The organism is Streptomyces sp. NPDC038280 (assembly GCF_055600045.1).
In genome coordinates, this window is sequence record NZ_JBVJYZ010000004.1 from 429,511 (window position 1) to 455,289 (window position 25,779).

At 70.4% G+C, this 25,779-nt stretch carries 25 protein-coding genes and 1 pseudogene; 14 read left to right on the forward strand and 12 right to left on the reverse strand.

Translation table 11 applies throughout. The features are described 5' to 3' along the window. The first annotated feature begins 69 nt into the window (after positions 1–69). On the forward strand, positions 70–1,575 hold the full coding sequence (locus ACZ7J0_RS12930; RefSeq protein ID WP_470886687.1) for an FAD-dependent monooxygenase: 1,506 nt from the start codon (positions 70–72) through the stop codon (positions 1,573–1,575). Positions 1,576–1,614: 39 nt separating this feature from the next. On the opposite strand, the gene ACZ7J0_RS12935 is transcribed toward ACZ7J0_RS12930, so the two are convergent. Next, positions 1,615–2,091 (reverse strand): hypothetical protein, encoded by a 477-nt coding sequence (locus ACZ7J0_RS12935; protein WP_470886689.1) that lies wholly within the window; start codon positions 2,089–2,091, stop codon positions 1,615–1,617. A 113-nt stretch (positions 2,092–2,204) separates the two neighbouring features. On the opposite strand from ACZ7J0_RS12935, the gene ACZ7J0_RS12940 reads away from it, so the two are divergent. From ACZ7J0_RS12940 to ACZ7J0_RS12950, 3 genes are all read left to right on the forward strand, one after another. Then, positions 2,205–2,540, forward strand: a complete 336-nt coding sequence (locus ACZ7J0_RS12940) for a YnfA family protein (protein WP_470886691.1) — start codon at positions 2,205–2,207, stop codon at positions 2,538–2,540. 68 nt (positions 2,541–2,608) lie between these two features. Then, positions 2,609–3,376, forward strand: a complete 768-nt coding sequence (locus tag ACZ7J0_RS12945; RefSeq protein ID WP_470886780.1) for an SDR family NAD(P)-dependent oxidoreductase — start codon at positions 2,609–2,611, stop codon at positions 3,374–3,376. A 152-nt stretch (positions 3,377–3,528) separates the two neighbouring features. Further along, complete coding sequence (locus ACZ7J0_RS12950) at positions 3,529–4,359, forward strand: LAGLIDADG family homing endonuclease (protein ID WP_470886693.1); 831 nt, start codon at positions 3,529–3,531, stop codon at positions 4,357–4,359. 89 nt (positions 4,360–4,448) lie between these two features. Here the strand turns inward: ACZ7J0_RS12950 and ACZ7J0_RS12955 are convergent, their stop codons facing one another. Beyond that, the gene (locus ACZ7J0_RS12955; RefSeq protein WP_470886694.1) at positions 4,449–5,642 is read right to left on the reverse strand and encodes an RtcB family protein; all 1,194 of its coding nucleotides are present in this window, start codon (positions 5,640–5,642) and stop codon (positions 4,449–4,451) included. Positions 5,643–5,805: 163 nt separating this feature from the next. Here ACZ7J0_RS12955 and ACZ7J0_RS12960 point away from each other — a divergent pair, with 163 nt between their 5' ends. The 3 genes from ACZ7J0_RS12960 (at position 5,806) to ACZ7J0_RS12970 (ending at position 8,983) form a co-directional block, all read left to right on the forward strand. After that, positions 5,806–6,702 (forward strand): DUF3558 domain-containing protein, encoded by an 897-nt coding sequence (locus ACZ7J0_RS12960; protein WP_470886695.1) that lies wholly within the window; start codon positions 5,806–5,808, stop codon positions 6,700–6,702. 134 nt (positions 6,703–6,836) lie between these two features. Then, a complete protein-coding gene (locus tag ACZ7J0_RS12965; protein WP_470886697.1) occupies positions 6,837–7,562 on the forward strand; it encodes a DUF3558 family protein in 726 nt (241 codons plus the stop codon). 107 nt (positions 7,563–7,669) lie between these two features. Continuing rightward, complete coding sequence (locus ACZ7J0_RS12970) at positions 7,670–8,983, forward strand: DUF2637 domain-containing protein (protein ID WP_470886698.1); 1,314 nt, start codon at positions 7,670–7,672, stop codon at positions 8,981–8,983. A 13-nt stretch (positions 8,984–8,996) separates the two neighbouring features. Here ACZ7J0_RS12970 and ACZ7J0_RS12975 read toward each other — a convergent pair whose 3' ends face one another. Together ACZ7J0_RS12975 and lysS are read right to left on the reverse strand one after the other, a co-directional pair. After that, on the reverse strand, positions 8,997–9,203 hold the full coding sequence (locus ACZ7J0_RS12975) for a hypothetical protein (protein WP_470886700.1): 207 nt from the start codon (positions 9,201–9,203) through the stop codon (positions 8,997–8,999). Positions 9,204–9,415: 212 nt separating this feature from the next. Then, positions 9,416–11,149 (reverse strand): lysine--tRNA ligase, encoded by a 1,734-nt coding sequence (gene lysS / locus ACZ7J0_RS12980; RefSeq protein WP_470886702.1) that lies wholly within the window; start codon positions 11,147–11,149, stop codon positions 9,416–9,418. Between the two features lie 156 nt (positions 11,150–11,305). On the opposite strand from lysS, the pseudogene ACZ7J0_RS12985 reads away from it, so the two are divergent. After that, positions 11,306–11,461 (forward strand): annotated as a pseudogene (locus tag ACZ7J0_RS12985) (DALR anticodon-binding domain-containing protein); the annotation flags it as partial. A 200-nt stretch (positions 11,462–11,661) separates the two neighbouring features. Here the strand turns inward: ACZ7J0_RS12985 and ACZ7J0_RS12990 are convergent. Further along, positions 11,662–11,931, reverse strand: a complete 270-nt coding sequence (locus tag ACZ7J0_RS12990) for a DUF1876 domain-containing protein (protein WP_470886704.1) — start codon at positions 11,929–11,931, stop codon at positions 11,662–11,664. A 150-nt stretch (positions 11,932–12,081) separates the two neighbouring features. On the opposite strand from ACZ7J0_RS12990, the gene ACZ7J0_RS12995 reads away from it, so the two are divergent. From ACZ7J0_RS12995 to ACZ7J0_RS13005, 3 genes are all read left to right on the forward strand, one after another. Next, positions 12,082–12,963: an NAD(P)-dependent oxidoreductase gene (locus ACZ7J0_RS12995; RefSeq protein WP_470886705.1), complete on the forward strand. Its 882-nt coding sequence runs from the start codon at positions 12,082–12,084 to the stop codon at positions 12,961–12,963. Positions 12,964–13,056: 93 nt separating this feature from the next. Next, positions 13,057–13,977 carry a helix-turn-helix domain-containing protein gene (locus ACZ7J0_RS13000; RefSeq protein WP_470886707.1) on the forward strand — a complete coding sequence of 307 codons (921 nt, stop codon included), beginning with the start codon at positions 13,057–13,059 and terminating at the stop codon, positions 13,975–13,977. An 88-nt stretch (positions 13,978–14,065) separates the two neighbouring features. Then, positions 14,066–14,818, forward strand: coding sequence for an AfsR/SARP family transcriptional regulator (locus ACZ7J0_RS13005; protein WP_470886709.1), 753 nt, complete (start codon positions 14,066–14,068; stop codon positions 14,816–14,818). A 33-nt stretch (positions 14,819–14,851) separates the two neighbouring features. On the opposite strand, the gene ACZ7J0_RS13010 is transcribed toward ACZ7J0_RS13005, so the two are convergent. The 7 genes from ACZ7J0_RS13010 to ACZ7J0_RS13040 form a co-directional block, all read right to left on the reverse strand. Further along, the gene (locus ACZ7J0_RS13010; RefSeq protein ID WP_470886711.1) at positions 14,852–15,418 is read right to left on the reverse strand and encodes a peptidase inhibitor family I36 protein; all 567 of its coding nucleotides are present in this window, start codon (positions 15,416–15,418) and stop codon (positions 14,852–14,854) included. Between the two features lie 107 nt (positions 15,419–15,525). After that, a complete protein-coding gene (hemB, locus tag ACZ7J0_RS13015; protein WP_470886713.1) occupies positions 15,526–16,524 on the reverse strand; it encodes a porphobilinogen synthase in 999 nt (332 codons plus the stop codon). Between the two features lie 147 nt (positions 16,525–16,671). Then, positions 16,672–18,342: a bifunctional uroporphyrinogen-III C-methyltransferase/uroporphyrinogen-III synthase gene (locus ACZ7J0_RS13020; protein ID WP_470886715.1), complete on the reverse strand. Its 1,671-nt coding sequence runs from the start codon at positions 18,340–18,342 to the stop codon at positions 16,672–16,674. After that, positions 18,339–19,298, reverse strand: a complete 960-nt coding sequence (hemC, locus tag ACZ7J0_RS13025) for a hydroxymethylbilane synthase (protein ID WP_470886717.1) — start codon at positions 19,296–19,298, stop codon at positions 18,339–18,341. The genes ACZ7J0_RS13020 and hemC overlap by 4 nt, the downstream gene beginning before the upstream one ends. Beyond that, positions 19,295–20,650: a glutamyl-tRNA reductase gene (locus tag ACZ7J0_RS13030; RefSeq protein ID WP_470886719.1), complete on the reverse strand. Its 1,356-nt coding sequence runs from the start codon at positions 20,648–20,650 to the stop codon at positions 19,295–19,297. The genes hemC and ACZ7J0_RS13030 overlap by 4 nt, the downstream gene beginning before the upstream one ends. Further along, positions 20,647–21,423: a redox-sensing transcriptional repressor Rex gene (locus ACZ7J0_RS13035; protein ID WP_470886721.1), complete on the reverse strand. Its 777-nt coding sequence runs from the start codon at positions 21,421–21,423 to the stop codon at positions 20,647–20,649. Before ACZ7J0_RS13035 ends, ACZ7J0_RS13030 begins: the two co-directional genes overlap by 4 nt. A gap of 273 nt (positions 21,424–21,696) precedes the next feature. After that, the gene (locus ACZ7J0_RS13040) at positions 21,697–21,984 is read right to left on the reverse strand and encodes a glutaredoxin family protein (RefSeq protein WP_470886723.1); all 288 of its coding nucleotides are present in this window, start codon (positions 21,982–21,984) and stop codon (positions 21,697–21,699) included. 148 nt (positions 21,985–22,132) lie between these two features. On the opposite strand from ACZ7J0_RS13040, the gene ACZ7J0_RS13045 reads away from it, so the two are divergent. The 3 genes from ACZ7J0_RS13045 (at position 22,133) to ACZ7J0_RS13055 (ending at position 25,651) form a co-directional block, all read left to right on the forward strand. Then, the gene (locus ACZ7J0_RS13045; protein ID WP_470886725.1) at positions 22,133–23,068 is read left to right on the forward strand and encodes an HAD family hydrolase; all 936 of its coding nucleotides are present in this window, start codon (positions 22,133–22,135) and stop codon (positions 23,066–23,068) included. Positions 23,069–23,462: 394 nt separating this feature from the next. Continuing rightward, positions 23,463–24,242 carry an ECF subfamily RNA polymerase sigma factor, BldN family gene (locus tag ACZ7J0_RS13050; protein ID WP_470886727.1) on the forward strand — a complete coding sequence of 260 codons (780 nt, stop codon included), beginning with the start codon at positions 23,463–23,465 and terminating at the stop codon, positions 24,240–24,242. Positions 24,243–24,457: 215 nt separating this feature from the next. Beyond that, positions 24,458–25,651, forward strand: coding sequence for a DUF5667 domain-containing protein (locus tag ACZ7J0_RS13055; protein ID WP_470886729.1), 1,194 nt, complete (start codon positions 24,458–24,460; stop codon positions 25,649–25,651). Positions 25,652–25,779 lie beyond the last annotated feature (128 nt).

Below are 25,779 nucleotides of genomic sequence, written 5' to 3' on the forward strand. Positions count from 1 at the left end.
GCTCTACATTTGCCTACGAGCGTTGGCCACAAGCGTTGACATCAACGATTGGCCTCAGGGAGGCAGTCAATGAGCGGCAAGCCGAACGACACCACCCCCACTCCGAACCCCGCGCCCAGCCCCACGGACGCCGACGTCCTCGTCGTGGGCGCGGGCCCCACCGGAATGCTGCTCGCCGGCGATCTCGCCGCCGCCGGCCTCAGGGTCACGGTCGTCGAGCGCCGGCCTCACGAGACCAGCAACATGACGCGGGCCTTCGCCGTCCACGCCCGGACGCTGGAGCTTCTCGACGCCCGGGGCCTCGCCGACGAACTGGTGAAAAAGGGCAAGCCCCTCACGCGACTGCGCCTCTTCCGTTCGCTCTCGCTCGACCTGTCACGCCTCCCCTCCCGCTTCCCGTACCTCCTGATCACCCCGCAGTACGAGATCGAGCACCTGCTGGAGCGCCGGGCCCTGTCGGCGGGCGTGGACTTCAGGTACGGAACGGAACTGCGGGACCTGCGCCAGGACGGCGACACGGTCACCACCGAGCTGACCGGCCCCACAGGATCCGCTCCCACAGGGAGCGACGCCACGCCCCGCACGCTGACCGCCCACTACCTCGTCGGCGCCGACGGCGTCCGCAGCGCCGTGCGCCGATCACTCGGCCTGCCCTTCCCGGGCGCCTCCGTGATCCGTTCCATCGTTCTCGCCGACGTCAAACTGACCGACACCCCCAAGGAAGTGCTCACGGCCAACGGAGTGGGCGACGCCTTCGCCTTCATCGCCCCCTTCGGCGACGGCTGGTACCGCGTCATGGGCTGGAACCGCGACCGCCAGGTCGCCGACAGCGAGCCCGTCGACCTCGACGAGCTGCGCGAGATCACCCGCCGCGCGCTCGGCACGGACCACGGCATGCACGACGCCCGCTGGATCTCCCGCTTCCACAGCGACGAACGCCAGGTCGCGAACTACCGGTCGGGCCGCGTCTTCCTCGCCGGAGACGCCGCCCACGTCCACTCCCCCGCCGGCGGCCAGGGCATGAACACCGGCCTGCAGGACGCGGCGAACCTCTCCTGGAAACTCACGGCCGTCCTGCGCGGCGACAAGGCCGCCGCCCCCGACCCCGAGGCCCTCCTCGACAGCTACGACTCCGAACGGCACCCGGTGGGCGCGATGGTGCTCCGCACCAGTGGCGGCATGCTCCGCCTCGCCATGGCCCGCACCCCGCTCCAGCGCGCCGCCCGCTCTCTGGCGGCCCGCTTCCTCACCAGCGTGCGCCCGGCGTCCGCCAAGGCCCTGGGCATGGTCAGCGGAATCGGCATCGCGTACGGCGCGGGGCACGGCGCGCACCGCCTCACCGGACGGCGCGCGCCGGACGTCCGACTGGCACAGGGCCGGCTCTACGAGCTCCTGCGCGAAGGCGAGTTCGTGCTGATCACCCCGCAGAGCCCGACCGGGCCGCACACCACCCCGAACACTCCGCTTCCCCCGGCCGTCCCGGAGCGCGCGGTCCGCGCCCACTGGGCGAACCCGGACCGCCGGGCCTCGCTGCTCGTACGGCCCGACGGATACGTGGCATGGGCCGGCCGATGAACCCCCGGCGGCCCGAAACCCGACCGGACGCCCCAGCGATCAGAAGACGTACGCGTCGCCCGTCGCGGGGACCAGCACCCGGTGCTCGTTGTTCTGCGGGTTCCGGTCCGTCGCACCGCCGTTCCAGAGGGTTGTGACCTTCACGGTCACCTCATTCGGGGAGCCGGTGACCTTCAGATCGAGAGCGGTCTCCTGCCGGGCGCCGTCCGCCCTCAGCGCGCCCGTCGCACAGAGCACCACCCGGTCACCGGCCCACAGACAGCCCAGCGGCAACTCCTGCGCGGTCGCCGGCGGCTCGGACAACTCCACCCGCACGGTCGCCTGCGAAATGCTCGACGGTCCGTGGTTCTCGCTCACCAGCCAGACCCCGAGCCGCCCGCCCCAGAGCGAGACATGCCCGTGGTGCGCCACGTCCGCCTCGGGAGCGATCACGTCACGGGTGCCGGCACCGGCGTCCGTACCCGCAGCCACCACCGTCGCCACCGCGAGCGACACCACCACCAGTGCATTGCGCATGACCCTCATGAAGGGAAGATACCCACCGCCATCCGATTCTTCCGCTATATCCTGATTATCCGTCAGCACGGCGCGCCGCTCCCCACGCGTACCGCCCACGCCACCCTGGCGTCATGGTCATCGCCCGCTCCGCCGCTCTCTTCCTGCTCGCCGCACTCTTCGAGATCGGAGGCGCCTGGCTCGTCCGGCAGGGGGTCCGCGAGCACCGCGGCTGGATCTGGATCGGCGCCGGAGTCGTCGCACTCGGGGCGTACGGCTTCGTCGCCACCCTCCAGCCGGACGCCGACTTCGGCCGGATCCTCGCCGCGTACGGAGGCGTCTTCGTCGCCGGATCCCTCGCCTGGGGCATGATCGCCGACGGATACCGCCCAGACCGCTGGGACGTCACCGGCGCGCTGATCTGCCTGACCGGCATGGTGGTGATCATGTACGCCCCGCGCGCCCGATGACCCCCCGGCGCGCCTATCCTGACCCCATCTTCGATCACATGCTCGACCACACGCGCGAGGAGCACGTCATGACTGCCGCCGGGTCCCGGATCGCCGTCGTCACCGGAGCGAGCAGCGGCATCGGCGCCGCGACAGCCCGGCAACTCGCCGCCGCCGGCTACCGCGTGGTGCTGACCGCCCGCCGTAAGGACCGCATCGAGGCCCTGGCCGCGGAGATCAACGAGGCCGGCCACCAGGCCACCGCCTACGCCCTCGACGTCACCGACCGCGAGGCAGTCCAGACCTTCGCCACCGCGTTCCGCAGCATCAACGTCCTCGTCAACAACGCGGGCGGCGCCCTGGGCGCCGACCCCGTGGCCACCGGCGACCCCGACGACTGGCGCCAGATGTACGAGGTCAACGTCATCGGCACCCTCAACATCACCCAGGCACTGCTCCCGGCCCTCACCGCGAGCGGCGACGGCACCGTGGTCGTCCTCTCCTCCACCGCGGGCCACTCCACCTACGAAGGCGGAGCCGGCTACGTCGCCGCCAAGAACGGCGCCCGGGTCATCGCCGAAACCCTCCGCCTGGAGATCGTCGGAACCCCGGTCCGCGTGATCGAGATCGCCCCCGGCATGGTCAAGACCGACGAGTTCGCGACCACCCGCTTCCGCGGCGACACCGAGAAGGCGGCCAAGGTCTACGCCGGCGTCCCCGACCCGCTGAGCGCCGACGACGTGGCCGACACGATCACCTGGGCGGTCACCCGCCCCGCCCACGTCAACATCGACCTCCTGGTGGTCCGCCCCCGCGCCCAGGCCTCCAACACCAAGGTCCACCGCGAGCCGCGATAGCACCTCACCCGTACAGGTGAACGATCCGGATCACCCACTCGCCGCAGGGAAGGGCGACCTAGGCTCGCGAACAACTCCACAAGCGGAACGGCCCTCGGACAGGACTGCAATCCCGACCGAGGGCCTCACCACCAAGGAAGAGAGGCTTCCTCGTGGCTGAACAGGACACTAGCGCGCCCGCGCTCTTCGACCTCAGCGCCCTCCCGACCGCTTCGACGCCCTTCATGGACCTCAAAGATCCCCGCTACGCGTACATGTTCGGCTTTCTGCAAGCCGACGGCCATCTCGCTGCAGGGGCAGGCCAAAAGGGAAGGCTCTCCGTCGAGATCAGCATTCGGGACATCGCCGTCCTACGCGAGTTCAAGAGTCTGACGCCGTACAACAGCACCATCACCGAGCGCATTCGACCCACAAACTTCTCAGCGAGTCACCACTCCGCCACCTGGACCGTGTGCTCGCTCGAAGCGCGTACGAAGCTTGCCGAGCTCGGGCTTCCCTACGGACGCAAGTCGTCTCGCATCACGCCGCCGCGGACCCCGTTCTCACCAGCTGACTACCTCCGAGGCATCATCGACGCCGACGGCTCGGTGGGTTTCACCTCCGAAGGCCTTCCGTTCGTCAGCCTGACAACGGCCAGTACCGCTCTCGCCGCCTATTTGTGCCATTACGTGAAGCGAACGCTCGGCATCCAGCGTCTAGCCGGACGCAACGCCCGGGACAACGTGTACACCGTGATGTACATGCGGGAAGCCGGGGTGGCTGTGGCGCAACACCTCTACACACCGCAAGGTTTGGCACTGGAACGCAAAAGCTCGGCAGCAGCCAGGATCAGCGCCTGGGTACGCACCGCGGACATGGGGCCTGCCCATTCGCGACGCACCTGGACCGCGATAGAGGACGCCATTCTGCTGAATGCTCCACACCTCCAAGAGGCCGCCACGCAGCTGAACCGGTCCTACCAATCCTGCCAACTCCGCCGTTGACGCCTGAGGCGACAGGCCCCTTCCAACTGACGCTTCGCGCGGACGGGGGTCCTGGGACAATCCCCTGGGCCCCCGTTCGCTCTCTGGCGTCAGCCCTTCACGCAGATGACCTGCTTCAGCTTCGCCACGACCTCCACCAGGTCCCGCTGCTGATCGATGACCTTCTCGATCGGCTTGTAGGCGCCCGGGATCTCGTCCACGACGCCGGAGTCCTTACGGCACTCCACGCCCCGCGTCTGCTCCTCCAGGTCCTGTGTCGAGAACGTCCGCTTCGCCGCGGACCGGCTCATCTTCCGGCCGGCTCCGTGCGAGGCGGAGTTGAACGACTTCGCGTTGCCGAGGCCCTTCACGATGTACGAGCCGGTGCCCATCGAGCCCGGGATGATCCCGAAGTCGCCGGACCCGGCGCGGATCGCTCCCTTCCGGGTCACCAGCAGGTCCATACCGTCGTACCGCTCCTCCGCCACGTAATTGTGGTGGCAGGAGATGACCTGCTCGAAGGTCACCTTCGCCTTCTTGAACGCCCGGCGAATCACGTCCTGAGAGAGCGCCATCATGATCGCGCGGTTGTACTTCGCGTACTCCTGCGCCCAGAACAGGTCGTTCCGGTACGCCGCCATCTGCGGGGTGTCCGCGACGAAGACCGCCAGGTCACGGTCGACGAGCCCCTGGTTGTGCGGCAGCTTCTGCGCCTGCCCGATGTGGAAGTCGGCCAGCTCCTTGCCGATGTTCCGCGATCCGGAGTGCAACATGATCCACACCGAATTGTCGGAATCGACACAAAGCTCCCAAAAATGGTTTCCGCTGCCCAGCGTTCCCATCTGCTTCGTGGCGCGGTCCTGACGGAATTTGACCGCATCCGCCACCCCCTCGAACCGCCCCCAGAAGCCGTCCCACCCCGACGCCGAGAACCCGTGCAGCCGTCGCGGGTCCACCGCCTCGTCGTGCATCCCCCGGCCCACCGGGATCGCCTGCTCGATCTTCGACCGGAGTCGCGACAGGTCCCCCGGCAGGTCGTTCGCCGTCAGTGAGGTCTTCACCGCCGACATCCCGCAGCCGATGTCCACCCCGACCGCCGCCGGGCAGACCGCCCCGTGCATCGCGATCACAGAGCCGACCGTCGCGCCCTTGCCGTAATGCACGTCCGGCATCACGGCCAGGCCCTTGATCCACGGCAGCGTGGAGACGTTTCGCAGCTGCTGCATCGCGCCGCCCTCGACCGTGGAGGGGTCGGCCCACATGCGGATGGGCACGTTCGCGCCCGGTACCTCTACGTACGACATACTTCCTCGATTCCCCCGAAAAGCCATATAACGCAAAAACCGGCGCCAAGGCCCGTATAGGTGATGAGGGACCGGCATCGACGGCAGCGCGTGCGATACACATTGTGTCCACCGGCCGACATCGGGCGGCAACCAGTTTTTGGGCAGAAGGGAGCCTGGGACCGTGCAGCGAAAGGCGTACGTACCCGGCCTGGCGGCGCTCGTGGCGGCGCTCGCCGCCGGCGTCACCGGCTGCACCGCCGGCGGCGGTACCGACGGTTCCACCGTCGACGCGAAGGCCGGCCCCGCCACCTCCGCGGTGCCGCCCGGCAAGTACCGCACGCTCTTCGAGCCCTGCGGATCCGTCCAGCTCGCCACGCTCAAGGACCTGCTGCCAGGTGGCGCCGAGCTGCCGGAGGACCAGCAGGAACGCGTCTACCAGGGCGCGGCCTCCGTCACGTACGACACCGACCGCCGTGTCGGCTGCACCTGGAAGACCGACTCGGCGGAGGCGACCCACGAGCTGACGCTCGACTTCGAGCGGGTCGTCTCGTACGACACCGCCGTGAGTGACGACTCCAGGGCGCAGGAGGTCTACGCCCGCAAGCAGGTCGCGGCGGCGCTGCCCGCCCCGGTGAACACGATGACCGGCACGCCCGGCGCGCCGAGCACCGCCGCTTCGTCCGGCAGGCCGGGCGTGGCGGCCCCGAGCGCACCGGCGGGCAAGCCGTCCACCGGCGCCCCGTCGGGAACGCCGTCGGGGAAGCCGTCGGGGACGCCGTCCGGCCCCGGCTCGAGCCCGGGCTCGAGCCCGGGCTCGATTACCGGCTCCGCCTCCGGTCTGGAGCCCCGCGTGCTGGAGGGTCTCGGCGACGCCGCGTTCCTGAACGACGTGCTGACGGGGGCCGGCACGGCCGCCCAGCAGCGCACCGTGAGCGTGGTCTTCCGCACATCCAATGTGATCGTGACGATCCAGTACGCGGAGCAGCCGGCGGGGGTGGCCGTGGTGCCCGACAGCAAGGAACTGCAGGAAAAGGCGCAGGGGCTGGCGCGGAATCTGGCCGAGCGTTTCAACGAGTAGGCCCGTCGTGCGGTGCCCCCGGGCGTCCGGGCCGGAGGCGGCCGGCGCCCGTTGCCGCGTACGGTGTCGGCGTACCGTGACCGGACGGACCGTACGCCGTGTGACCGAGCACCCGAGTGATGACTGAAGGAACCATGCACCGATCAGCCCCGCGTCTCACCCGCATACTCGCCTGCGCCGCCGTCCCGGTGATGCTCGTCGTCGCCGGCTGCTCGTCGGACTCCGACGGCAAGGACGCCGCGGCGAAGGACCCGTCGGGTTCGTCGTCGTCCGCCCCGGGCGGCCAGGAGTCGAAGCCGGTCGTGGCGCCGGCGAAGTACTCCAAGCTGCCGGTTCCGTGCAAGGCGATCGTCGCGAAGTCGATCGACGAGCTGGTGCCGAAGGCGAAGACGAAGTCCGGTACGCCGGGCAAGTCCAGCGACACCGCGAACCGCGGCGGCTGCTCGTGGAACGGCCTGGACGACAAGGGTCTGAAGGGCTCGCAGTACCGCTGGCTCGACGTCTCCTTCTTCCGCTACGGCTCCGACGAGGTTCTCGGCAGCGGGGAGAAGCGCGCCAAGGACGGTGCCGCCAAGGAGACCTCCAAGGTCCAGGCGACGGAGGGTGCGAAGAACGTCGTCACGAAGCCCGCCACCGGCATCGGCAGTGAGGCGAGCTCCATCGCGTACTCGCTGCGCAAGACCGGCGAGGACTTCTCGCACGCGACGATCGTGGCGCGTACGGAGAACGTGGTCATCGTGGTCGATTACAACGGCACGGGCTACGGGGGCGCCGGGGCGCCGGCCGAGAAGGCGATGATGGACGGCGCGACGAAGGCCGCGAAGGAAGCGGTGGCCGCGGTCGCCGCCGCCAACAAGTAGCAGTACACAGCGGGCATTTGCGGAGTCCGGCCCTCCCCCGGGGGCCGGGCTCCGTACGCGTGTGCCACGCTGTGCGCGCCGGATGGTGACTACGGGAGGGAACGAGGGTGGCCGCGACGCAGCTGACACGCACGCACCGGATCTTGATCGGTGTCGTGGTCGCGGGGGCGCTGGTGATCGCCGCGATCGGTTTCGCGGGGTCGTACTCGGCCGTGCGCGCGCTCGCGGTGCAGAAGGGCTTCGGCGACTTCTCGCTCGTCTTCCCGATCGGTATCGACGCCGGTATCTGTGTGCTGCTGGCCCTGGACCTGCTGCTGACGTGGATGCGGATACCGTTCCCGCTGCTGCGTCAGACGGCCTGGCTGCTGACGGCGGCGACGATCGCGTTCAACGGCGCTGCCGCGTGGCCGGACCCGCTCGGGGTCGGGATGCATGCCGTGATCCCGGTTCTCTTCGTGGTGTCGGTGGAGGCGGCCCGGCACGCGGTCGGCCGGATCGCCGACATCACGGCCGACAAGCACATGGAGGGCGTGCGGCTGACGCGGTGGCTGCTCTCTCCGGTTCCCACGTTCAAGCTGTGGCGGCGGATGAAGCTGTGGGAGATCCGCAGCTATGAAGAGGTCATCAAGCTGGAGCAGGACCGGCTGATCTATCAGGCGCGGTTGCAGGCCCGTTTCGGTCGGGCGTGGCGGCGCAAGGCGCCGGTCGAGTCGCTGATGCCGCTGCGGCTTGCGCGGTACGGGGTGCCGCTCGCCGACACGGCGGCGGCGGGACTCGCGGCGGCGGGCATCGAGCCCATGCTGCTTCCGCCGGACCCGACGCGTCAGGCGGTTCAGTCGGCCGAGGTGGAGGCTCCGGTGCACGCGCGGGCCCCTGAGCTGCCTCGGGGCCCTCAGGCGCATCCCCAGAACCACCCGCAGCAGGACCGGGAGCACCAGGAGTCGTTCCCCGGCTGGCACGAGGAGCCTCCCGCCGACCCGTACCCGGAGCCGGAGTCCGACCAGCATCCCAGTCCCTGGTTCGACGCCCCCCGGCTCCCGCAGGCGGCGTACGAGGGGTCCTACGACCCCGCTTACGTGGAGGGTCTGGAGCCGACCCCGGTGATGGTTCCCCAGGGGCCGGACGGTGTTCCCATCCCCGGCCCCCGCGCCGAGGCCACGCCGCTGCCGGAGCAGCCCGCCGAGCCGCAGGAGCAGCAGTACGAGGGGCCGGACGCCGATGAGTTCGCCGAGCTGGCCTACCCGGTGTACCGGGCGTACGTCGACGAGAACGGCGTGTTCCCGAGCAATGAGCAGCTCGACATAATCCTCACGGACGTGCACGGCATCCGGCACCCGCTGAGCTCCACCCTGCTGCGGCGTCTGACGCCCATGTTCCGGCACAAGTACCAGGCGGAGCTGGAGGAGAACCACATCGCCTGAGGCGGGCCGGGGTTCAGGTCCTGGCGCGGTGCTTGGCCGTTTCGCCGTAGATCGCGAGAGCCGCGCCGGCGACGGCCAGGGTGAGATAGACGGGCGTGGGGACGTCCCACCACTTCTGGAGCAGTCCCCAGGGACCGTCTCCGAAGATCCGTCCGGCGGGGCCGAGCGCGCCCTGGATTCCGATGAGCCAGCCCAGGGCCGCGATGAGTTCGTTCTTCATGCCTCCACGGTCTCCCGCGGGGCGCCTGGTTTTCGTCGTGCGCACGTCGGAATGCCCGGTAGTCCGAAGGATGCAGTCCGTACGGCGGGGCTGCCGTCCGGCAGCCCCGGCGCGGGACGCGAGGGCACGTCACGGCTGCCGTGCGGGAGCCGGCGCGGTACGGCGAAGGGCCGCCACCGCGAGGTGACGGCCCTTCTCGATCAGTCCGAGGGCTACGCGCCGAGCAGCTTCCTGACCCGGTCCGCGCCCACCGCCAGCAGCAGCGTGGGCAGCCGCGGCCCCGTCTCCCGGCTCACCAGGAGCTTGTAGAGCAGGGCGAAGAAGGACCGCTGGGCGACCTTCAGCTCCGGCGTGGGCTTGGCGTCGGGCTCGAGCCCGGCCATCACCTTCGGGACGCCGTAGACCAGCGTGGTCAGGCCGTCGAGGGACCAGTGGCTGTCCAGGCCTTCGAGGAGCAGCCGCAGCGACTCGCGGCCCTCGTCGTCGAGCGAGCCCAGGAGTTCCTTGTCGGGCTCGTCGCGGACGATGGTGCGCTGGTCGGCCGGGACCTGGGTGGTGATCCAGTTCTCGGCGCGGTCCAGGCGCGGGCGGACCTCGTCCAGCGACAGGACCGGCTTGTCCGGGTCCAGCTCGGTCAGGATGCGCAGGGTCTGCTCGTCGTGTCCGGCCGTGATGTCCATGACCGAGGCGAGCGTCCGGTACGGCAGCGGGCGCGGCGTGCGCGGCAGCTCGCCGGCCGCCGTGCGCACGGCCCGGGAGTACGCGGCGGCGTCCGCCGGCAGCACGCTCGCGTCCTGGACCTTGCTCTCCAGCTTGTCCCACTCGTCGTAGAGCCGCTGGATCTCCTGGTCGAAGGCGATCTTGAAGGACTGGTTGGGGCGGCGCCTGGCGTAGAGCCAGCGCAGCAGCGGCGCCTCCATGATCTTCAGCGCGTCGGCCGGGGTGGGCACGCCGCCGCGCGAGGACGACATCTTCGCCATGCCGCTGATGCCGACGAACGCGTACATCGGGCCGATCGGCTGCGTTCCGCCGAAGACGTCCCGCACGATCTGGCCGCCGACGACGAAGGAGGATCCCGGGGAGGAGTGGTCGACGCCGGACGGCTCGAAGATCACGCCTTCGTACGCCCAGCGCATCGGCCAGTCGACCTTCCAGACCAGCTTGCCGCGGTTGAACTCGGTCAGCCGGACGGTCTCGCCGAAGCCGCACGCCGTGCAGACGTAGGAGAGCTCGGTGGTCTCGTCGTCGTACGACTGGACCGTGGTCAGGTCCTTGCCGCACTGCCCGCAGTACGGCTTGTACGGGAAGTACCCGCCGGCGCCGCCGGAGCCGTCGTCCTCGTCGGCCGCGCCGGAGCCCTCGGCGGCCTCCACCTCGGCCTCGTCGAGGGGCTTCTGCGACTTCTTCGCCGGTGCCTTCTTGGTGCGGTACTGGTCGAGGATCGCGTCGATGTCGCCGCGGTGCTTCATGGCGTGCAGGATCTGCTCGCGGTAGGCACCGGCGGTGTACTGCTCGGTCTGGCTGATGCCGTCGTACTCGACGCCCAGCTCGGCGAGCGACTCGACCATGGCGGCCTTGAAGTGCTCGGCCCAGTTGGGGTGCGCGGAGCCGACCGGGGCCGGGACCGAGGTCAGCGGCTTGCCGATGTGCTCGGCCCAGGAGTCGTCGACGCCCTCGACGCCGTTCGGCACCTTGCGGTAGCGGTCGTAGTCGTCCCAGGAGATCAGGTGCCGGACCTCGTGCCCCCGGCGCCGGATCTCGTCGGCGACCAGGTGTGGGGTCATGACCTCGCGGAGGTTGCCGAGGTGGATGGGGCCGGAGGGGGAGAGTCCGGACGCGACGACGACCGGTTTGCCAGGCGCACGTCGCTCCGACTCGGCGATGACCTCGTCCGCGAAACGGGAGACCCAGTCGGTCTCGGTGCTGCTCTGAGCCACGGTCGGCACGTCCTTGATGCTTGATCTTGAATCTGTCGGTTGCTGGCGTCAGCCATTCTCCCAGACGAAACAACCCTCCCGATGGTTGTCCACAGGGTCAGGGTTGTCGGTTGCCGGTTGTCCACAGACGGTGGCCGCCGGGAGAAACAGGTTGCTCACCCATGGTCGCTGTACACGACGTTCTACGACCAGTGCCCGGTCGTGAAGCCCGCCCCGCCGCAGGAGATCGCGGAGAACCGGCTGTTCCTCTGCGACCTGACCGCGCGCACGCTCCACCGGGGCATGGCACTGCTCGGGATCCGTACGCCCGAGCGCCTCTGAGGTAGTTCACCCCGCGCCACCGGGAGCGATCCCCGGTGGCGCGGCTACACCCCGGCAGAGGGACCCGTCAGATGGGCCCCCGGCAGGTCAACGGCCGCCGGGGGGCCGGTCGTTGACGGCGACCGCCTGGGTGATCCTGCGCAGCGACGCGCTCCGCCGCGGGGCCGGCCGGTTCGCGATCTCCGTCCCTCCGGTGCGGGTCACCTCAGGGGGTGCGACGTCCGTCCCGACGCCTCGTCGATCTCGTTGTGGGCCTTCTGGAGCAGTTGGGAGGCCAGGTCCATGAGGGCGCGGGCGCCGGCGATCTCCTCCCCGACTCTCAGCTGTTCCGGGTCGGACGGGTGACGGTTGGCGTTGCCCTGGGCGCGGAATTCCGTGCCGTCACCGAGCCTCACCAGCGCCGCCGCCCGCGTCCGGTCGCCCTCTTCCTTGAATTCCATCTCGATGTGCCATCCGACGAGTGTCTGCATGATGGATCACCTCCAGCGGTACTTCTTCCAGGGTGCGCCGCCGGACCGCTGATCACCACACGTCACCGGCTTCTTTACTTACCAAAAGGTGAGTACCTCACTAATTAGTCGGTACTTGTCGCCCTCGGCGCTCCGGTCGAGGATCGACGCATGCCCACGCGCACCAGCCCCACCCCGGTCTCCGCTGTCTCCGTCCTCGGCCTCGGCCTGATGGGCACCGCCCTCGCCTCCGCATTGATCAAGGCCGGCCATCAGGTCACCGTCTGGAACCGTTCGCCCGCGAAGACGGGTCCCTTGGTCGCCCAGGGCGCGACCCCGGCCGGGACACCCGCCGAGGCGATCGCCGCGAGCCCGCTGGTCATCGTCTGCCTCACCACCAACGACGACGTCCTCGAGGCCCTCAACGGCCTCGACCTCACCGGCAAGACCCTGGCCAACCTCACCAACGGCACGCCTGCCCAGGCACGTTCCCTCGCCGAGTGGGCCACGAAGGCGGGCGCGTCGTACATCGACGGCGGCATCATGGCCGTGCCCCAGATGATCGGCGGCCCGGCCGCGTACGTGCTCTACAGCGGCGACGAGGAGGCGTACCGGGCCCATCAGCCTGCCCTGGCGGCCTTCGGCGGTACGAGGTGGGTCGGCACGGACCCGGGCCGCGCCGCCCTCCACGACCTGGCGCTGCTCACCGGCATGTACGGGATGCTGGTCGGCGTGACCCAGGCCTTCGCCCTGGTCCGTACGGAGAACATCACGGCCACCGAGTTCGCCGAGCCGCTGCACGCCTGGATCTCCGCGATGCTCGGCAGCGTCGTCCCGGGCGTGGCGGCGGCGGTCGACTCGGGCCGGCACCTGACCGACGTGTCGAGCCTCGCCGTCAACCAGGCGGCCTTCCCCAACCTCCTGGACACCTTCGAGAGCCAGGGCGTGCGCCCCGACCTCTTCGTACCCTTCCAGAAGCTGCTGGACCGGTCGGTCCAGGAGGGCCACGCGGCGGACGGCCTGTCCCGCCTGGTGGAACTCCTCAGGGCCTGACCCGCGACTGTCGCAAAAGCCCCACGACAACCCCTTCGCCGGAGGAGCAGACTCGGGCCCGTGGTCCGCGACTGTGGGGAAACAGGGGGCTCCATGCTGCGCTACGCGTGTCCCGAGGGGACCTGGGAATCGGTCTTCTCCTTACCCGACCGGCGCCTGTGGCCCGGGGTCCGCTGCTATCGGGGCTTCCGTTTCGCGCTGGACCGCCCCCGTCGCAGACTGGAGGTGCCCAACGCGTCCGTGACCCTCATGCTCGGCTTCGGGGACCGTCTGAAGCTCCATGGGGGCGGGGCGACACACGCGTACACCTCACTGCTCGCCGGCTTGCGCACCGGCCCGGTCATCGGGGAGCACGAAGGCCGCCTCCACGGCGTGGAGATCATCCTCTCGCCATGGGCGGCCTTCTCGCTGTTCGGGACGGGACTGGACGAGCTGGCCGGGACCACCGCCGACCCCGTGGACGTCCTCGGCCCCCGCGCGCGGCGGCTCACCGAGAAGCTGGCCGGCGCCGGCACCTGGGACGAGCGGTTCGCGCTGCTCGACGCGACGCTGCTGCGGTGGGCGTGCGCCGGCCGCCCGTACGCCCCGCAAGTGGCCTCCGCCTGGGACGAGTTGCGACGGACGTCGGGCACCGTTCCCCTGGCGGACCTGGCCGCCGGCTCGGGCTGGAGCAAGCGGCAGTTCCACCATCATTTCGTGGAGCAGATCGGTACGGCTCCGAAGACGGCCGCCCGGATCCACCGGCTCGGCCGGGTCCTGCGGATGCTCGCCGCTGACCGCCCCCACGCCCAGATCGCGGCGGCCTGCGGCTTCTTCGACCAGTCGCACCTGATCAGGGAGTTCTCGGCGATGACCGGCCTGACCCCTCGCCGCTTCCGTGCCGAGCGGACCTCCGGCGCCGGCGCCCCCTACTCGGGCGACCGGCTGCAGGGGGAGGTCACCAGCGTGCTCTTCCCACCGCCCGGCCGCCCCCGCCCGGCCCCGGCCCAGCCCGTCCCGCCGCGGCCCGTCTGACCCACCGGCCGCAGTTTTCTCCAATCCGCCGTCCCCACCCCCATGGCACGCTGCCCACGAACGACCGACCGCATCACAGGGGGACCCATTGCGCTTCCGTGTGCTCGGACCCGTCACCGTCCACGACGGGCCGCATCGCATCGCACTGCGCGGCGGCAAGCAGCACGCCCTGCTCGCGGCGCTCCTCAGCCGCCCCAACTCCGTACTGTCGAGAGATCTGCTCGTCGACGCCCTGTGGGGCTCCGAGCCTCCGCCCTCGGCCGCCGACATGCTCCGCTGGCACGTCCACAAGCTGCGCAGGACCGTGGGCGGCTCGCGCGTCCTCACCTCGCCGACCGGCTACACCCTCACCGCGGACCCGGAGGACATCGACGCCCAGCACTTCGAATCCGCCTGCGCCGACGCCCGCCGCCTCCTCGGTCACGACACCCGCGTGGCCGCGGCCCGCGCCGGTACGGTCCTCCAGGAAGCGCTGGCCCTCTGGCACGGCCCCGCCTACGGCGACCTCGATGTCCCCCTGGTCCGTACGGAGGCCGTCCGCCTCCAGGAGCTGCACCTCGCTGCCTGCGAACTCCTCGCCCAGGCCGATCTCCTCACCGGACAGGACACCACCGCCGCCGCCCGGCTGCGCCCCCTCGTCGCCGATCACCCCTTCCGCGAACGGTTCCGCGCCCAGCTCATGCTGGCGCTCTACCGCTCGGGCCGCCGCGCCGAGGCGCTCGACGTCTTCCATGACGGCCGCCGCCTCCTCGACGAGGAACTGGGACTGCTGCCGGGTCCCGAACTCCAGCGCCTCCAGCACTCGATCCTCGTCGGCGAAAGCGTCCAGGCCGCCACCTGAGCCGGTGACGGCCTGACGCTCACCTCGGCTCGGCTAGCAGTTGCGCACCTTGTAGACCGGGGTCCAGCTGCCGGACGTGTCGTAGCTGCGGGCGCCGGGCGTCGTGTAGATCAGCGATCCGGACGAGTTGTACATCCGGGCCCTGGTTCCCGACGACTGGTTGTTGTCCCATGAACCGTTGCCCGTCCAGGGGATGTTGTAGCTTCCGCAGGTGTACATGGTGATCTGGCTGCCGGTGAAGTTGGTGCCGCTGTACGCGCAGAAGCGCAGGTAGGCGCAGGCGGCCATGGTCCCGACCGGGGCGCTGAGGTCACGCGCGTACTTCTCGCCCGGCACGACGACCGTCAGCTCGGCGCCGGGGCCCAGCTTGATCTTGTTCGGCGCGATCTGCACCCCGCCCGTGCGGTGCTTGAACCCGTCGACCTTCGCCTGGAGACCCTGGGCCTGGTCGGCGCTGAGCCCGGCGCTCCGGGCCTGAGCCGTGAAGTCGGCGGCGGAGGCGGCACCGGCGGCGCCGAGCCCCGCCACCAGGACGACGAGGATCCCTGCGAGTGCGGTGACGATCCGAGCGATCCCCCGGAAAGTGCGGTGGTCAGTCACAGAACTGCCTTCCCTCTCTCGACGTACGGAACGAACGAACGAACGAGGGAACGCTCTCAGCCGCGCGTTGTGCGGCCGTTGTCATCCTGTTGTGCCACCGGGCGGGATCAGGCCTGCCGCAGGTTCTGCGCGACCTCGGTCGCCCAGTACGTGAGGATCATCTGGGCACCCGCCCGCCGGATCCCGGTGAGGGTCTCCAGGATCGCTCGGTCCCGGTCGATCCAGCCCTTCTCGGCGGCGGCCTCGATCATCGCGTACTCACCGCTGATCTGGTACGCGGCGACCGGCACGTCCACGGCCTCGGCGACCTTGGCGAGGACGTCCAGGTACGGTCCGGCCGGCTTGACCATGACCATGTCGGCGCCCTCGTCGAGGTCCAGCGCCAGCTCCCGCATGGACTCCCGGAGGTTGGCCGGGTCCTGCTGGTACGTCTTGCGGTCCCCGGTCAGCGACGAGCCGACGGCCTCGCGGAAGGGCCCGTAGAAGGCCGAGGAGTACTTGGCGGTGTAGGCGAGGATCGACACGTCCTCCTTGCCGATGGTGTCCAGCGCGTCGCGGACCACCCCGACCTGGCCGTCCATCATCCCGGAGGGCCCGACGACATGGACGCCGGCGTCGGCCTGGACCTGGGCCATCTCGGCGTACCGCTCCAGCGTCGCGTCGTTGTCGACGCGGCCGTCGGCGTCCAGGACACCGCAGTGGCCGTGGTCGGTGTACTCGTCCAGGCACAGGTCCGACATGATCACCAGGTCGTCCCCGACCTCGGCCTTCACGTCGCGGATGGCGACCTGCAGAATCCCGTCCGGGTCGGTGCCCGCCGTGCCGGCCGCGTCCTTCTTGGCGTCCTCGGGCACCCCGAAGAGCATGATTCCGGAGACTCCCGCGGACACGGCCTCGACGGCCGCCTTCCGGAGGGTGTCGCGGGTGTGCTGGACGACGCCGGGCATCGCGGCGATCGGAACGGGCTCGCCGATGCCCTCCCGCACGAACGCGGGGAGGATCAGATCGGCCGGATGCAACCGCGTCTCGGCGACCATGCGCCGCATCGCGGGACTCGTCCGCAGCCTGCGCGGCCGCGCACCGGGAAAGGATCCGTACACAGTCATACGCTCCACGCTACGCCGGGCGGGGGTGTGCTTTTGCCGACCGGTTGTGGGCAACGCCCCCGACGCACGGCGCCCTCGCGGTGAACACGCACCACGAGGGCTCCGGGAGGTAGGGGGCCTCTCACAGGGCCCCGCACCCCGCGATCGTCAGGTCGTCCGCCTCCGTCGCGCCCCCGGCCTGCGCTCGCTCGGCCGCGTCACCGGGTCACCCGCCTCGCGCGCGGCCTCCCGGCGTCGCACGCCGAAGTCCGCCAGCGCCTCGGCCAGCTTGTTCACCGACGGCTCGGGCGACAGCACGTCCACCCGCAGGCCGTGCTCCTCCGCCGTCTTCGCGGTGGCCGGCCCGATGCAGGCGATGACCGTCACGTTGTGCGGCTTGCCGGCGATGCCGACGAGGTTGCGGACCGTCGAGGACGACGTGAAGAGAACGGCGTCGAAGCCGCCGCCCTTGATCGCCTCGCGGGTGTCCGCCGGCGGCGGCGACGCCCGTACGGTCCGGTAGGCCGTGACGTCGTCGACCTCCCAGCCCAGCTCGATCAGACCGGCCACCAGGGTCTCGGTGGCGATGTCGGCGCGGGGCAGGAAGACACGGTCGATCGGGTCGAAGACCGGGTCGTACGGCGGCCAGTCCTCCAGGAGCCCCGCCGCGGACTGCTCACCGCTGGGCACCAGGTCCGGCTTCACACCGAAGTCGACCAGCGCCGCGGCCGTCTGCTCGCCCACCGCGGCGACCTTGATCCCCGCGAAGGCCCGCGCGTCGAGCCCGTACTCCTCGAACTTCTCACGCACCGCCTTGACCGCGTTGACGCTGGTGAAGGCGATCCATTCGTAGCGGCCGGTGACGAGTCCCTTGACCGCGCGCTCCATCTGCTGCGGCGTCCGCGGCGGCTCGACGGCGATCGTCGGGACCTCGTGCGGCACGGCGCCGTAGGACCGAAGCTGGTCGGAGAGCGACGCCGCCTGCTCCTTCGTACGCGGAACCAGCACACGCCACCCGAAGAGCGGCTTCGACTCGAACCACGACAGCTGGTCGCGCTGGGCGGCGGCGCTGCGCTCACCGACCACGGCTATGACGGACTGGTGGCCGTCGGGGGACGGCAGCACCTTGCCCTGCTTGAAGACCTGGGCGATGGTGCCGAGCGTCGCCGTCCAGGTCCGCTGCCGAGTGGTCGTACCGGCGACGGTGACCGTCAGCGGAGTGTCCGGCTTGCGGCCGGCCGCGACGAGTTCACCGGCGGCCGCGGCGACCGAGTCCAGGGAGGTGGAGACCACGACGGTGCCGTCGGAGGCGCCGACCTCGTTCCAGCAGCGGTCGTTGGCCGTGCGGGCGTCGACGAAACGGACATCGGTGCCGTGGGCGTCGTCGCTCAGCGGGACACCGGCGTACGCGGGTACGCCGACCGCCGTCGCGACTCCGGGCACGACCTCGAAGGCGATGCCCTCGGAGGCGCAGGAGAGCATCTCCCGGCCCGCGTTCCCGTCGAGACCGGGGTCACCGGTCACCGCACGGACGACCCGCTTGCCGGACCGCGCGGCCTCCATGACAAGATTGGTCGCATCCCTCAACACGGGGACACCGGCGGTCTTTGACGCTTCGTCAACCACCGTCAGCTCAGGCGTGCTCACGCCCGCCCGGGCATGGCCTCGTACGACCTCGAGCACATCCGGCTCGGCGATCAGTACGTCCGCCCGGGCGAGTGCTTCGACCGCGCGGAGGGTCAGCAGTCCGGGGTCGCCGGGACCGGCGCCCAGGAAGGTGACGTGTCCGTGCCCGGAGTATGCCGAGGCAGCGATGGTGGTGGGGCTGGTGGGGCTCAAAGTGCTCGCTCCCCCATAAGACCGGCCGCACCCTTGGCGAGCATCTCGGACGCGAGTTCGCGACCGAGCGCGAGTGCGTCGCCGTGCGACGTAGGTACGGGACCGGTGGTGGACAGCTGCACCAGCGTGGATCCGTCGGTCGTGCCGACAACACCGCGCAGGCGCATCTCATGAACAGCCTGTCCGTCGGCCAGCAGGTCGGCCAGCGCACCCACAGGTGCGGAGCAGCCGGCCTCCAGGGCGGCGAGCAGGGATCGCTCGGCGGTCACGGCGGCCCTGGTGTGCGGGTCGTCGAGCTCGGCGAGCGTGGCGGCGAGAGCGGCGTTGGCCGCTGTGCACTCGATCGCCAGTGCTCCCTGACCGGGAGCGGGCAAAACAGTGTCGACCGAGAGGAAGTCGGTGACTTCGTCGGTCCGTCCGATGCGGTTCAGACCGGCCGCGGCGAGAACCACCGCGTCCAGCTCCCCGCTGCGGACGTAGCCGACGCGGGTGTCGATGTTCCCGCGGATCGGCACGGTCTCGATGCGCAGGCCGTGGCTGCGGGCGTACGCGTTGAGCTGCGCCATCCGCCGCGGCGAACCGGTGCCGATCCGGGCCCCGTGGGGGAGCCGGTCGAGCGTCAGACCGTCCCGGGCGACCAGGACGTCACGCGGGTCCTCGCGCTTCGGGATCGCGGCCAGTGTCAGATCGTCCGGCTGCGAAGTCGGCAGGTCCTTGAGCGAGTGCACGGCGAAGTCGACCTCACCGGCGAGCAGCGCGTCGCGCAGCGCGGTGACGAAGACGCCCGTGCCGCCGATCTGCGCGAGGTGCTCGCGGGAGGTGTCGCCGTACGTGGTGATCTCCACGAGCTCGACGGGCCGGCCGGTCAGCTGCCGTACGGCGTCGGCCACATGCCCGGACTGGGCCATGGCGAGCTTGCTGCGCCTGGTCCCGAGCCTCAGTGCCCTCTCGGTCATACTCGCCCTCGGTTCTTGACATCGGCGTCATTCAGGTCGGCCCGGGAGACGGAGGCGACCGTCTCCGGGTCGAGGTCGAAGAGTGTCCGCAGCGCGTCGGCGTACCCGGCACCGCCGGGCTCGCTGGCCAGCTGCTTGACCCGCACGGTCGGCGCGTGCAGGAGCTTGTCGACGACGCGGCGCACGGTCTGGGTGATCTCGGCGCGCTGCTTGTCGTCGAGGTCGGGCAGCCGCCCTTCCAGCCGGGCGACCTCGCCGGCGACGACATCGGCGGCCATGGTGCGCAGGGCCACGACGGTCGGGGTGATGTGCGCGGCGCGCTGAGCGGCGCCGAAGGCGGCGACCTCGTCGGAGACGATGCCCCGGACCTGGTCGACGTCGGCGGCCATGGGCGCGTCGGCGGAGGCGTCGGCGAGCGACTCGATGTCGACCAGCCGGACGTTGAGCATCCGGTGGGCCGCGGCGTCGATGTCCCGGGGCATGGCGAGGTCGAGCAGCGCCAGCGGGGCCGTACGCCCGCGCATCGCGCTCTCGACGGCCTCGGCGGTCAGGACGAGACCGGTGGCACCCGTGCACGACACGACGACGTCGGCACGTGTCAGCTCGTCGCCGACGGCGGCCATGTCGACGGCGCGGGCGCGCACGCCCGTACCTCCGGGCTCGGTGAGGATCTGGACGAGACGTTCGGCGCGGGCCGGCGTCCGGTTGGCGATCACGATCTCGGAGACACCGGAGCGGGCCAGCGTCGCCGCGGCCAGCGAGGACATCGAACCGGCGCCGATGACGAGCGCCTTCCTGCCCTTGGCCCAGGTGTCGACGTCGCTGCCGACGGCGAGCTGCTCCAGGCCGAAGGTGACGAGCGACTGCCCGGCCCGGTCGATGCCGGTCTCGCTGTGGGCGCGCTTGCCGACCCGCAGGGCCTGCTGGAAGAGGTCGTTCAGCAGGCGTCCGGCGGTGTGCAGCTCCTGGCCGAGCGCGAGGGCGTCCTTGATCTGGCCGAGGATCTGACCCTCGCCGACGACCATGGAGTCGAGCCCGCAGGCCACCGAGAAGAGGTGGTGGACGGCCCGGTCCTCGTAGTGCACATAGAGATAGGGAGTGAGCTCCTCCAGGCCGACCCCGCTGTGCTGGGCGAGCAGCGTGGACAGCTCGGCGACACCGGCATGGAACTTGTCCACGTCGGCGTAGAGCTCGATGCGGTTGCAGGTGGCCAGGACCGCGCCCTCGGCGGCCGGTTCGGCGGCGAGGGTGTCCTGGAGCAGCTTGGCCTGGGTGTCCGCGGCGAGCGAGGCCCGCTCGAGGACGCTGACCGGGGCGCTGCGGTGGCTGAGACCGACGACGAGGAGGCTCATGCCGGCATCACGGCGGGCATGTCCCCGTCGGGTCCCTTCGGGGTCGGGGCGGCGGCGCCGCCGCGGACGGAGGGCGGCACGGCGGCACCGGCCGCTTCGGCCTCCGCCTCTTCGCCGGCCTTGCGCTGCTCGTGGAAGGCGAGGATCTGCAGCTCGATGGAGAGGTCCACCTTGCGCACGTCGACGCCGTCGGGCACGGAGAGCACGGTCGGGGCGAAGTTGAGGATGGAGGTGACACCGGCGGCGATGAGCCGCTCGCTGACCTGCTGGGCGGCACCGGCCGGGGTCGCGATGACGCCGATGGAGACGCCGTTCTCCTTGATGATCTTCTCGAGCTCGTCGGTGTGCTGGACCGGGATCCCGGCGACCGGCTTGCCGGCCATCGCGGGATCGGCGTCGATCAGCGCGGCGACGCGGAAGCCACGGGAGGCGAACCCGCCGTAGTTGGCGAGGGCGGCGCCGAGGTTACCGATACCGACGATGACGACGGGCCAGTCCTGCGTGAGCCCGAGCTCGCGGGAGATCTGGTAGACGAGGTACTCGACGTCGTAGCCCACGCCCCGCGTGCCGTACGAGCCGAGGTAGCTGAAGTCCTTGCGCAGCTTCGCGGAGTTCACTCCGGCGGCCGCCGCGAGTTCCTCGGAGGAAACCGTGGGTACGGAACGTTCCGAGAGCGCGGTGAGCGCGCGCAGATACAGCGGAAGCCGGGCGACGGTGGCCTCGGGGATTCCTCGGCTGCGGGTCGCCGGTCGGTGAGTTCGGCCAGTTGCCACGGTGCTCCTGCGGGATGAGCGGGGCTGCAGGCGGCCATACGTCCCAGGACCGCCCCGTCGAATGCAGGCTATGTCTTTGTGAACGCGTGCACAAAGATGGTGTCCGGTTTGTCCGGGCAAAGTGACCGGGGTCACGCGGTCAGTTCGGTGAATCCTGGAACCGCGGGCCGTACGGAAGCGTTGCAGAGCCGAGGGGGGCAAAACCGTACACACTCCTCACGACTACGCCCCCGAAACCCAACAAAACGTCCACGATGGTAACCGCCTTTCGCTTCAGGCAACCAATTCGCGGCGGAGCCGCTCGGGGTCCACACGCCAGAAGGTGTGCTGCTCACCGTCGACGAGGACGACCGGGATCTGCTCCCAGTACGCCCGGTGGAGCTCCTCGTCCTGGGTGATGTCCTTCTCCTCCCAGAGCGCTCCGGTCTCGGCGCACACCTTCTCGATCACCGCCCGCGCGTCGTCGCAGAGGTGGCATCCGGGCTTCCCGATCAGGGTCACCGTCCGCGGTCCCGACTCCTGACCCGTGTTCTTCTTCGTTCGCCGCAACATGCCGACCATTCTCCGCCCACGGCCCGGCGCCGGATCCACACCCGTTATCTCCAGCTTGCTCCCCCTTGGCCGGATTAACAGCGCGGTCGCCGAGAGTTCACGCCGTCGCATCCCCGGCGCGTCGGGAACGACCGAACAGACTGGCTATGCTCACGACATGGCCGCACTGGGATGGCTCACCCCGCGTAAACGCTCCGCCACCGCGCGCAGCGTGCTGGCAGGCGAGGCCGCAGCCGAGGCGGCGCGCAAGACGTCGCAGGAACTGGAAGAGGCCGCCGCCCAGCAGGAACCGGCGGCGGAACCCGTCTTTCCGGTCGTCGGCGACGAACACGCCGCCGCCTTCTTCGACCTCGACAACACCGTGATGCAGGGCGCCGCGATCTTCCATTTCGGCCGCGGCCTGTACAAGCGGAAGTTCTTCCAGCGCCGCGAGCTGGCCCGTTTCGCCTGGCAGCAGGCCTGGTTCCGGCTGGCGGGCGTCGAGGACCCCGAGCACATGCAGGACGCCCGCGAGAGCGCCCTGTCCATCGTCAAGGGCCACCGCGTCTCCGAGCTGATGTCCATCGGCGAGGAGATCTACGACGAGTACATGGCCGACCGCATCTGGCCCGGCACCCGCGCCCTCGCCCAGGCCCACCTCGACGCGGGCCAGAAGGTGTGGCTGGTCACCGCCGCCCCGGTCGAGACGGCCACGATCATCGCCCGCCGCCTCGGTCTGACCGGAGCGCTGGGCACGGTCGCCGAGTCGGTCGACGGCGTCTACACCGGCAAGCTGGTCGGCGAACCGCTGCACGGCCCGGCGAAGGCCGAGGCGGTCCGCGCCCTGGCCGCCGCCGAGGGCCTGGACCTCAGCCGCTGCGCCGCGTACAGCGACTCGCACAACGACATCCCGATGCTCTCGCTGGTCGGCCACCCGTACGCGATCAACCCGGACGCCAAGCTGCGCAAGCACGCCCGGGCCCGTGAGTGGCGGTTGCGCGACTACCGGACCGGCCGCAAGGCGGCCAAGGTCGGCATCCCGGCGGCCGCGGGTGTCGGCGCGCTGGCCGGCGGCACGGCGGCCGCCGTCGCGCTGCACCGCCGTCGTCGCTGACCGCCCTCCGGCGCGGCTGACAGGCAGGACAACCCCGGCCGAGCCCGGTTAACCCGTACGTGGTCGAACACGTCCGCACAGGGCGACGCACAGCCATTCCCCGACCCCTACCCCCGAGTGCATCCGGTCAGTCACGCCCTTAGCACTCGGGCACAACAGGTCAGCGGCGTATGCAGATCACGAAGCAATCCGATCAATAAGCGATCACCAAGTGCGACTCGATACGCCTCGTAGCAGTAACAGTTGCGACGTAATCGATGATTTGAGCAACTGGGTGTAGTGCTGCCTGTACGAAGCGTTATTCTCCTCAGACGCATGCCGGGACCCACACGTCGCTACGACGGGTGAACGGTCCCGTACTGCACGTGATGGAAGCTCTGCCTCTGGGAGTCCCGTGTCCTCACACGTCGGGGTTGACGCCTCGGGCCTGGCTACGCTCCGCGCAACGGTCCTCGACCACTTGCGCGGCTTCGTCCCCACCGCGTACGCCGTCCCCGCTTTTGCCGCACCGGCACTCGCCGGTCCCTGCTATGCCCTGGCCGACGGCGGTCCCGCCGTCGGCAGACGGGGCGGTCGCGGCGGCTCCGGAACCTCGACCACCGCCCGCCGCCCCACCGCCGACAGCGACAGCGCGCGCATGATGGACCTCGTCGAGCGCGCCCAGGCCGGCGAGGCCGAGGCCTTCGGCCGCCTGTACGACCAGTACAGCGACACCGTGTACCGCTATATCTACTACCGCGTCGGCGGCAAGGCGACGGCGGAGGACCTCACCAGCGAGACGTTCCTGCGCGCCCTGCGCCGCATCTCCACCTTCACCTGGCAGGGCCGCGACTTCGGCGCCTGGCTGGTGACGATCGCGCGCAACCTGGTGGCGGACCACTTCAAGTCCAGCCGCTTCCGCCTCGAAGTCACCACCGGCGAGATGCTCGACGCCAACGAGGTCGAGCGCAGCCCGGAGGACTCCGTCCTGGAGTCCCTCTCCAACGCCGCCCTGCTGGAGGCGGTCCGACGCCTCAACCCCCAGCAGCAGGAGTGCGTCACGCTGCGCTTCCTGCAGGGCCTCTCGGTCGCCGAGACCGCCCGCGTGATGGGCAAGAACGAAGGCGCCATCAAGACCCTTCAGTACCGGGCCGTGCGCACCCTGGCACGGCTCCTCCCGGAAGACGCCCGCTGACCCCAACTCACAATCGGTGACGCCACGATGACGCACTGGTCCGATCATCTTTCGCGCGTAACCCAAGTGCCGCGCCGCTCGTTGTGCGGGATGCAGGCTCCCTGTGGTCGCGCCATGTCCACAGCCACTCACTCGATCGTGTGGATGTGCTCAAGGCGTGCAACCTTCCGACCACCCAGGGGAGTCGACCGTCACGACGAGAGGAGGTGCCGCCAGTGATCGCGAACGTATCGGCGCACCGGCGGGCGAACGCCTTCGCCCAGACCCTGGAGGATCGGACGCCCCAGGGCACGGCGGCCGAGCAGCCCGAGGCAACGGCCGAACCGGCCGAGCATGGGCGGCTGTTGGCCCTGGCGAACGGCCTCGGCGAGCTGCCGAAGCCACAGATGGACCCCGAGGTCAAGGTGGTGCAGCGGGCCCAGCTCGTGGCCGCCATGGAAGCGATGCTCGCAGAAGGGTCCGCCGGCACAGCGGTGCCGGAGCAACGGACATCGAGCTCCCGAGGCGCCCACCGCGCTTCACCACTGGGGAAGCTGCGTCCCAGATCCCGCTGGTCCAAGGGTCTCGCGGCCGGCGGTCTCACCGTCGGTGTCGCCGCGGGAGCCTTCAGCGGAGTGGCCGCGGCCAGTTCGGACGCACTCCCCGGCGACTCGCTGTACGGGCTGAAGCGGGGCATGGAGGATCTCAAGCTGGGGCTGGCGGACGATGACGCCGACCGCGGCGGGATCTATCTGGACCAGGCCTCCACCCGGCTCAGCGAGGCCCGCAGGCTCATGGAGCGCGGCCGGCTCGGCGACCTCGACCACGAGTCACTGGGCGAGATCCGCCGCGCGCTCAACGGCATGCAGCACGACGCGTCCGAGGGGCACCGGCTGCTGCGACTGGCCTACCAGCGGGACGGCGCTCTCGGCCCCATGGCCACGCTCAACTCGTTCGCCCAGAACCACCGATCCACCTGGAACGGTCTTCGCGACCGGCTGCCCGCCCAGCTGACCGACGTCGGAAACGAAGTGAGTTCGGTCTTCGACGCCATAGACGAAGAGGTCGGCCCGCTCCAGTCGGTGCTCCCCCAGGCCCCCCGGAAGGGCCGCGGAGGCAGCAGCGACCGCCCGGGCGCCACCCAGGACAGTACGAGCAGGGGTACGGGAACGCACTCCCCGTCCTCCCCCGCCGGACCGTCCAAGGACGGCACCCGGCCGCACCCCTCCGGATCCGGCTCCGGCAGCGCCATGGACGACGGCCTGCTGGACGGCAATTCGGGCGGGATCCTCGACCAGCCGACACCGGGCGTGCCCTCGGCACCGGAGGGCAGGCCGTCGGTGCCCCCGGCACCCGACGTCACCATCCCGCCGATCCTGCCGGGGATCATTCCGGAGCTCGGCATCGACGGCGAGGACGCGCGGGACTAGCAGGCACGGCTGTACGTGAAGGGGCGCCCCTCGACAGGGGGGCGCCCCTTCACGTACCGGAAGGTCCGTAGACCGGCTGTCACATGATGCGCCGCCAGAAGGAGGTCCGTCAGAAGAAGGGCCTGGCG

What these genes read in the sequence shown, in the direction of transcription:
- ACZ7J0_RS12930 (WP_470886687.1), top strand. Translation starts at nt 70, where the DNA reads ATGAGCGGCAAGCCGAACGACACCACCCCCACTCCGAACCCCGCGCCC.
- ACZ7J0_RS12935 (WP_470886689.1), bottom strand. Translation starts at nt 2,091, where the DNA reads ATGCGCAATGCACTGGTGGTGGTGTCGCTCGCGGTGGCGACGGTGGTG.
- ACZ7J0_RS12940 (WP_470886691.1), top strand. Translation starts at nt 2,205, where the DNA reads ATGGTCATCGCCCGCTCCGCCGCTCTCTTCCTGCTCGCCGCACTCTTC.
- ACZ7J0_RS12945 (WP_470886780.1), top strand. Translation starts at nt 2,609, where the DNA reads ATGACTGCCGCCGGGTCCCGGATCGCCGTCGTCACCGGAGCGAGCAGC.
- ACZ7J0_RS12955 (WP_470886694.1), bottom strand. Translation starts at nt 5,642, where the DNA reads ATGTCGTACGTAGAGGTACCGGGCGCGAACGTGCCCATCCGCATGTGG.
- ACZ7J0_RS12965 (WP_470886697.1), top strand. Translation starts at nt 6,837, where the DNA reads ATGCACCGATCAGCCCCGCGTCTCACCCGCATACTCGCCTGCGCCGCC.
- ACZ7J0_RS12975 (WP_470886700.1), bottom strand. Translation starts at nt 9,203, where the DNA reads ATGAAGAACGAACTCATCGCGGCCCTGGGCTGGCTCATCGGAATCCAG.
- ACZ7J0_RS12990 (WP_470886704.1), bottom strand. Translation starts at nt 11,931, where the DNA reads ATGCAGACACTCGTCGGATGGCACATCGAGATGGAATTCAAGGAAGAG.
- ACZ7J0_RS12995 (WP_470886705.1), top strand. Translation starts at nt 12,082, where the DNA reads ATGCCCACGCGCACCAGCCCCACCCCGGTCTCCGCTGTCTCCGTCCTC.
- ACZ7J0_RS13000 (WP_470886707.1), top strand. Translation starts at nt 13,057, where the DNA reads ATGCTGCGCTACGCGTGTCCCGAGGGGACCTGGGAATCGGTCTTCTCC.
- hemB (WP_470886713.1), bottom strand. Translation starts at nt 16,524, where the DNA reads ATGACTGTGTACGGATCCTTTCCCGGTGCGCGGCCGCGCAGGCTGCGG.
- hemC (WP_470886717.1), bottom strand. Translation starts at nt 19,298, where the DNA reads ATGACCGAGAGGGCACTGAGGCTCGGGACCAGGCGCAGCAAGCTCGCC.
- ACZ7J0_RS13030 (WP_470886719.1), bottom strand. Translation starts at nt 20,650, where the DNA reads ATGAGCCTCCTCGTCGTCGGTCTCAGCCACCGCAGCGCCCCGGTCAGC.
- ACZ7J0_RS13040 (WP_470886723.1), bottom strand. Translation starts at nt 21,984, where the DNA reads ATGGTCGGCATGTTGCGGCGAACGAAGAAGAACACGGGTCAGGAGTCG.
- ACZ7J0_RS13045 (WP_470886725.1), top strand. Translation starts at nt 22,133, where the DNA reads ATGGCCGCACTGGGATGGCTCACCCCGCGTAAACGCTCCGCCACCGCG.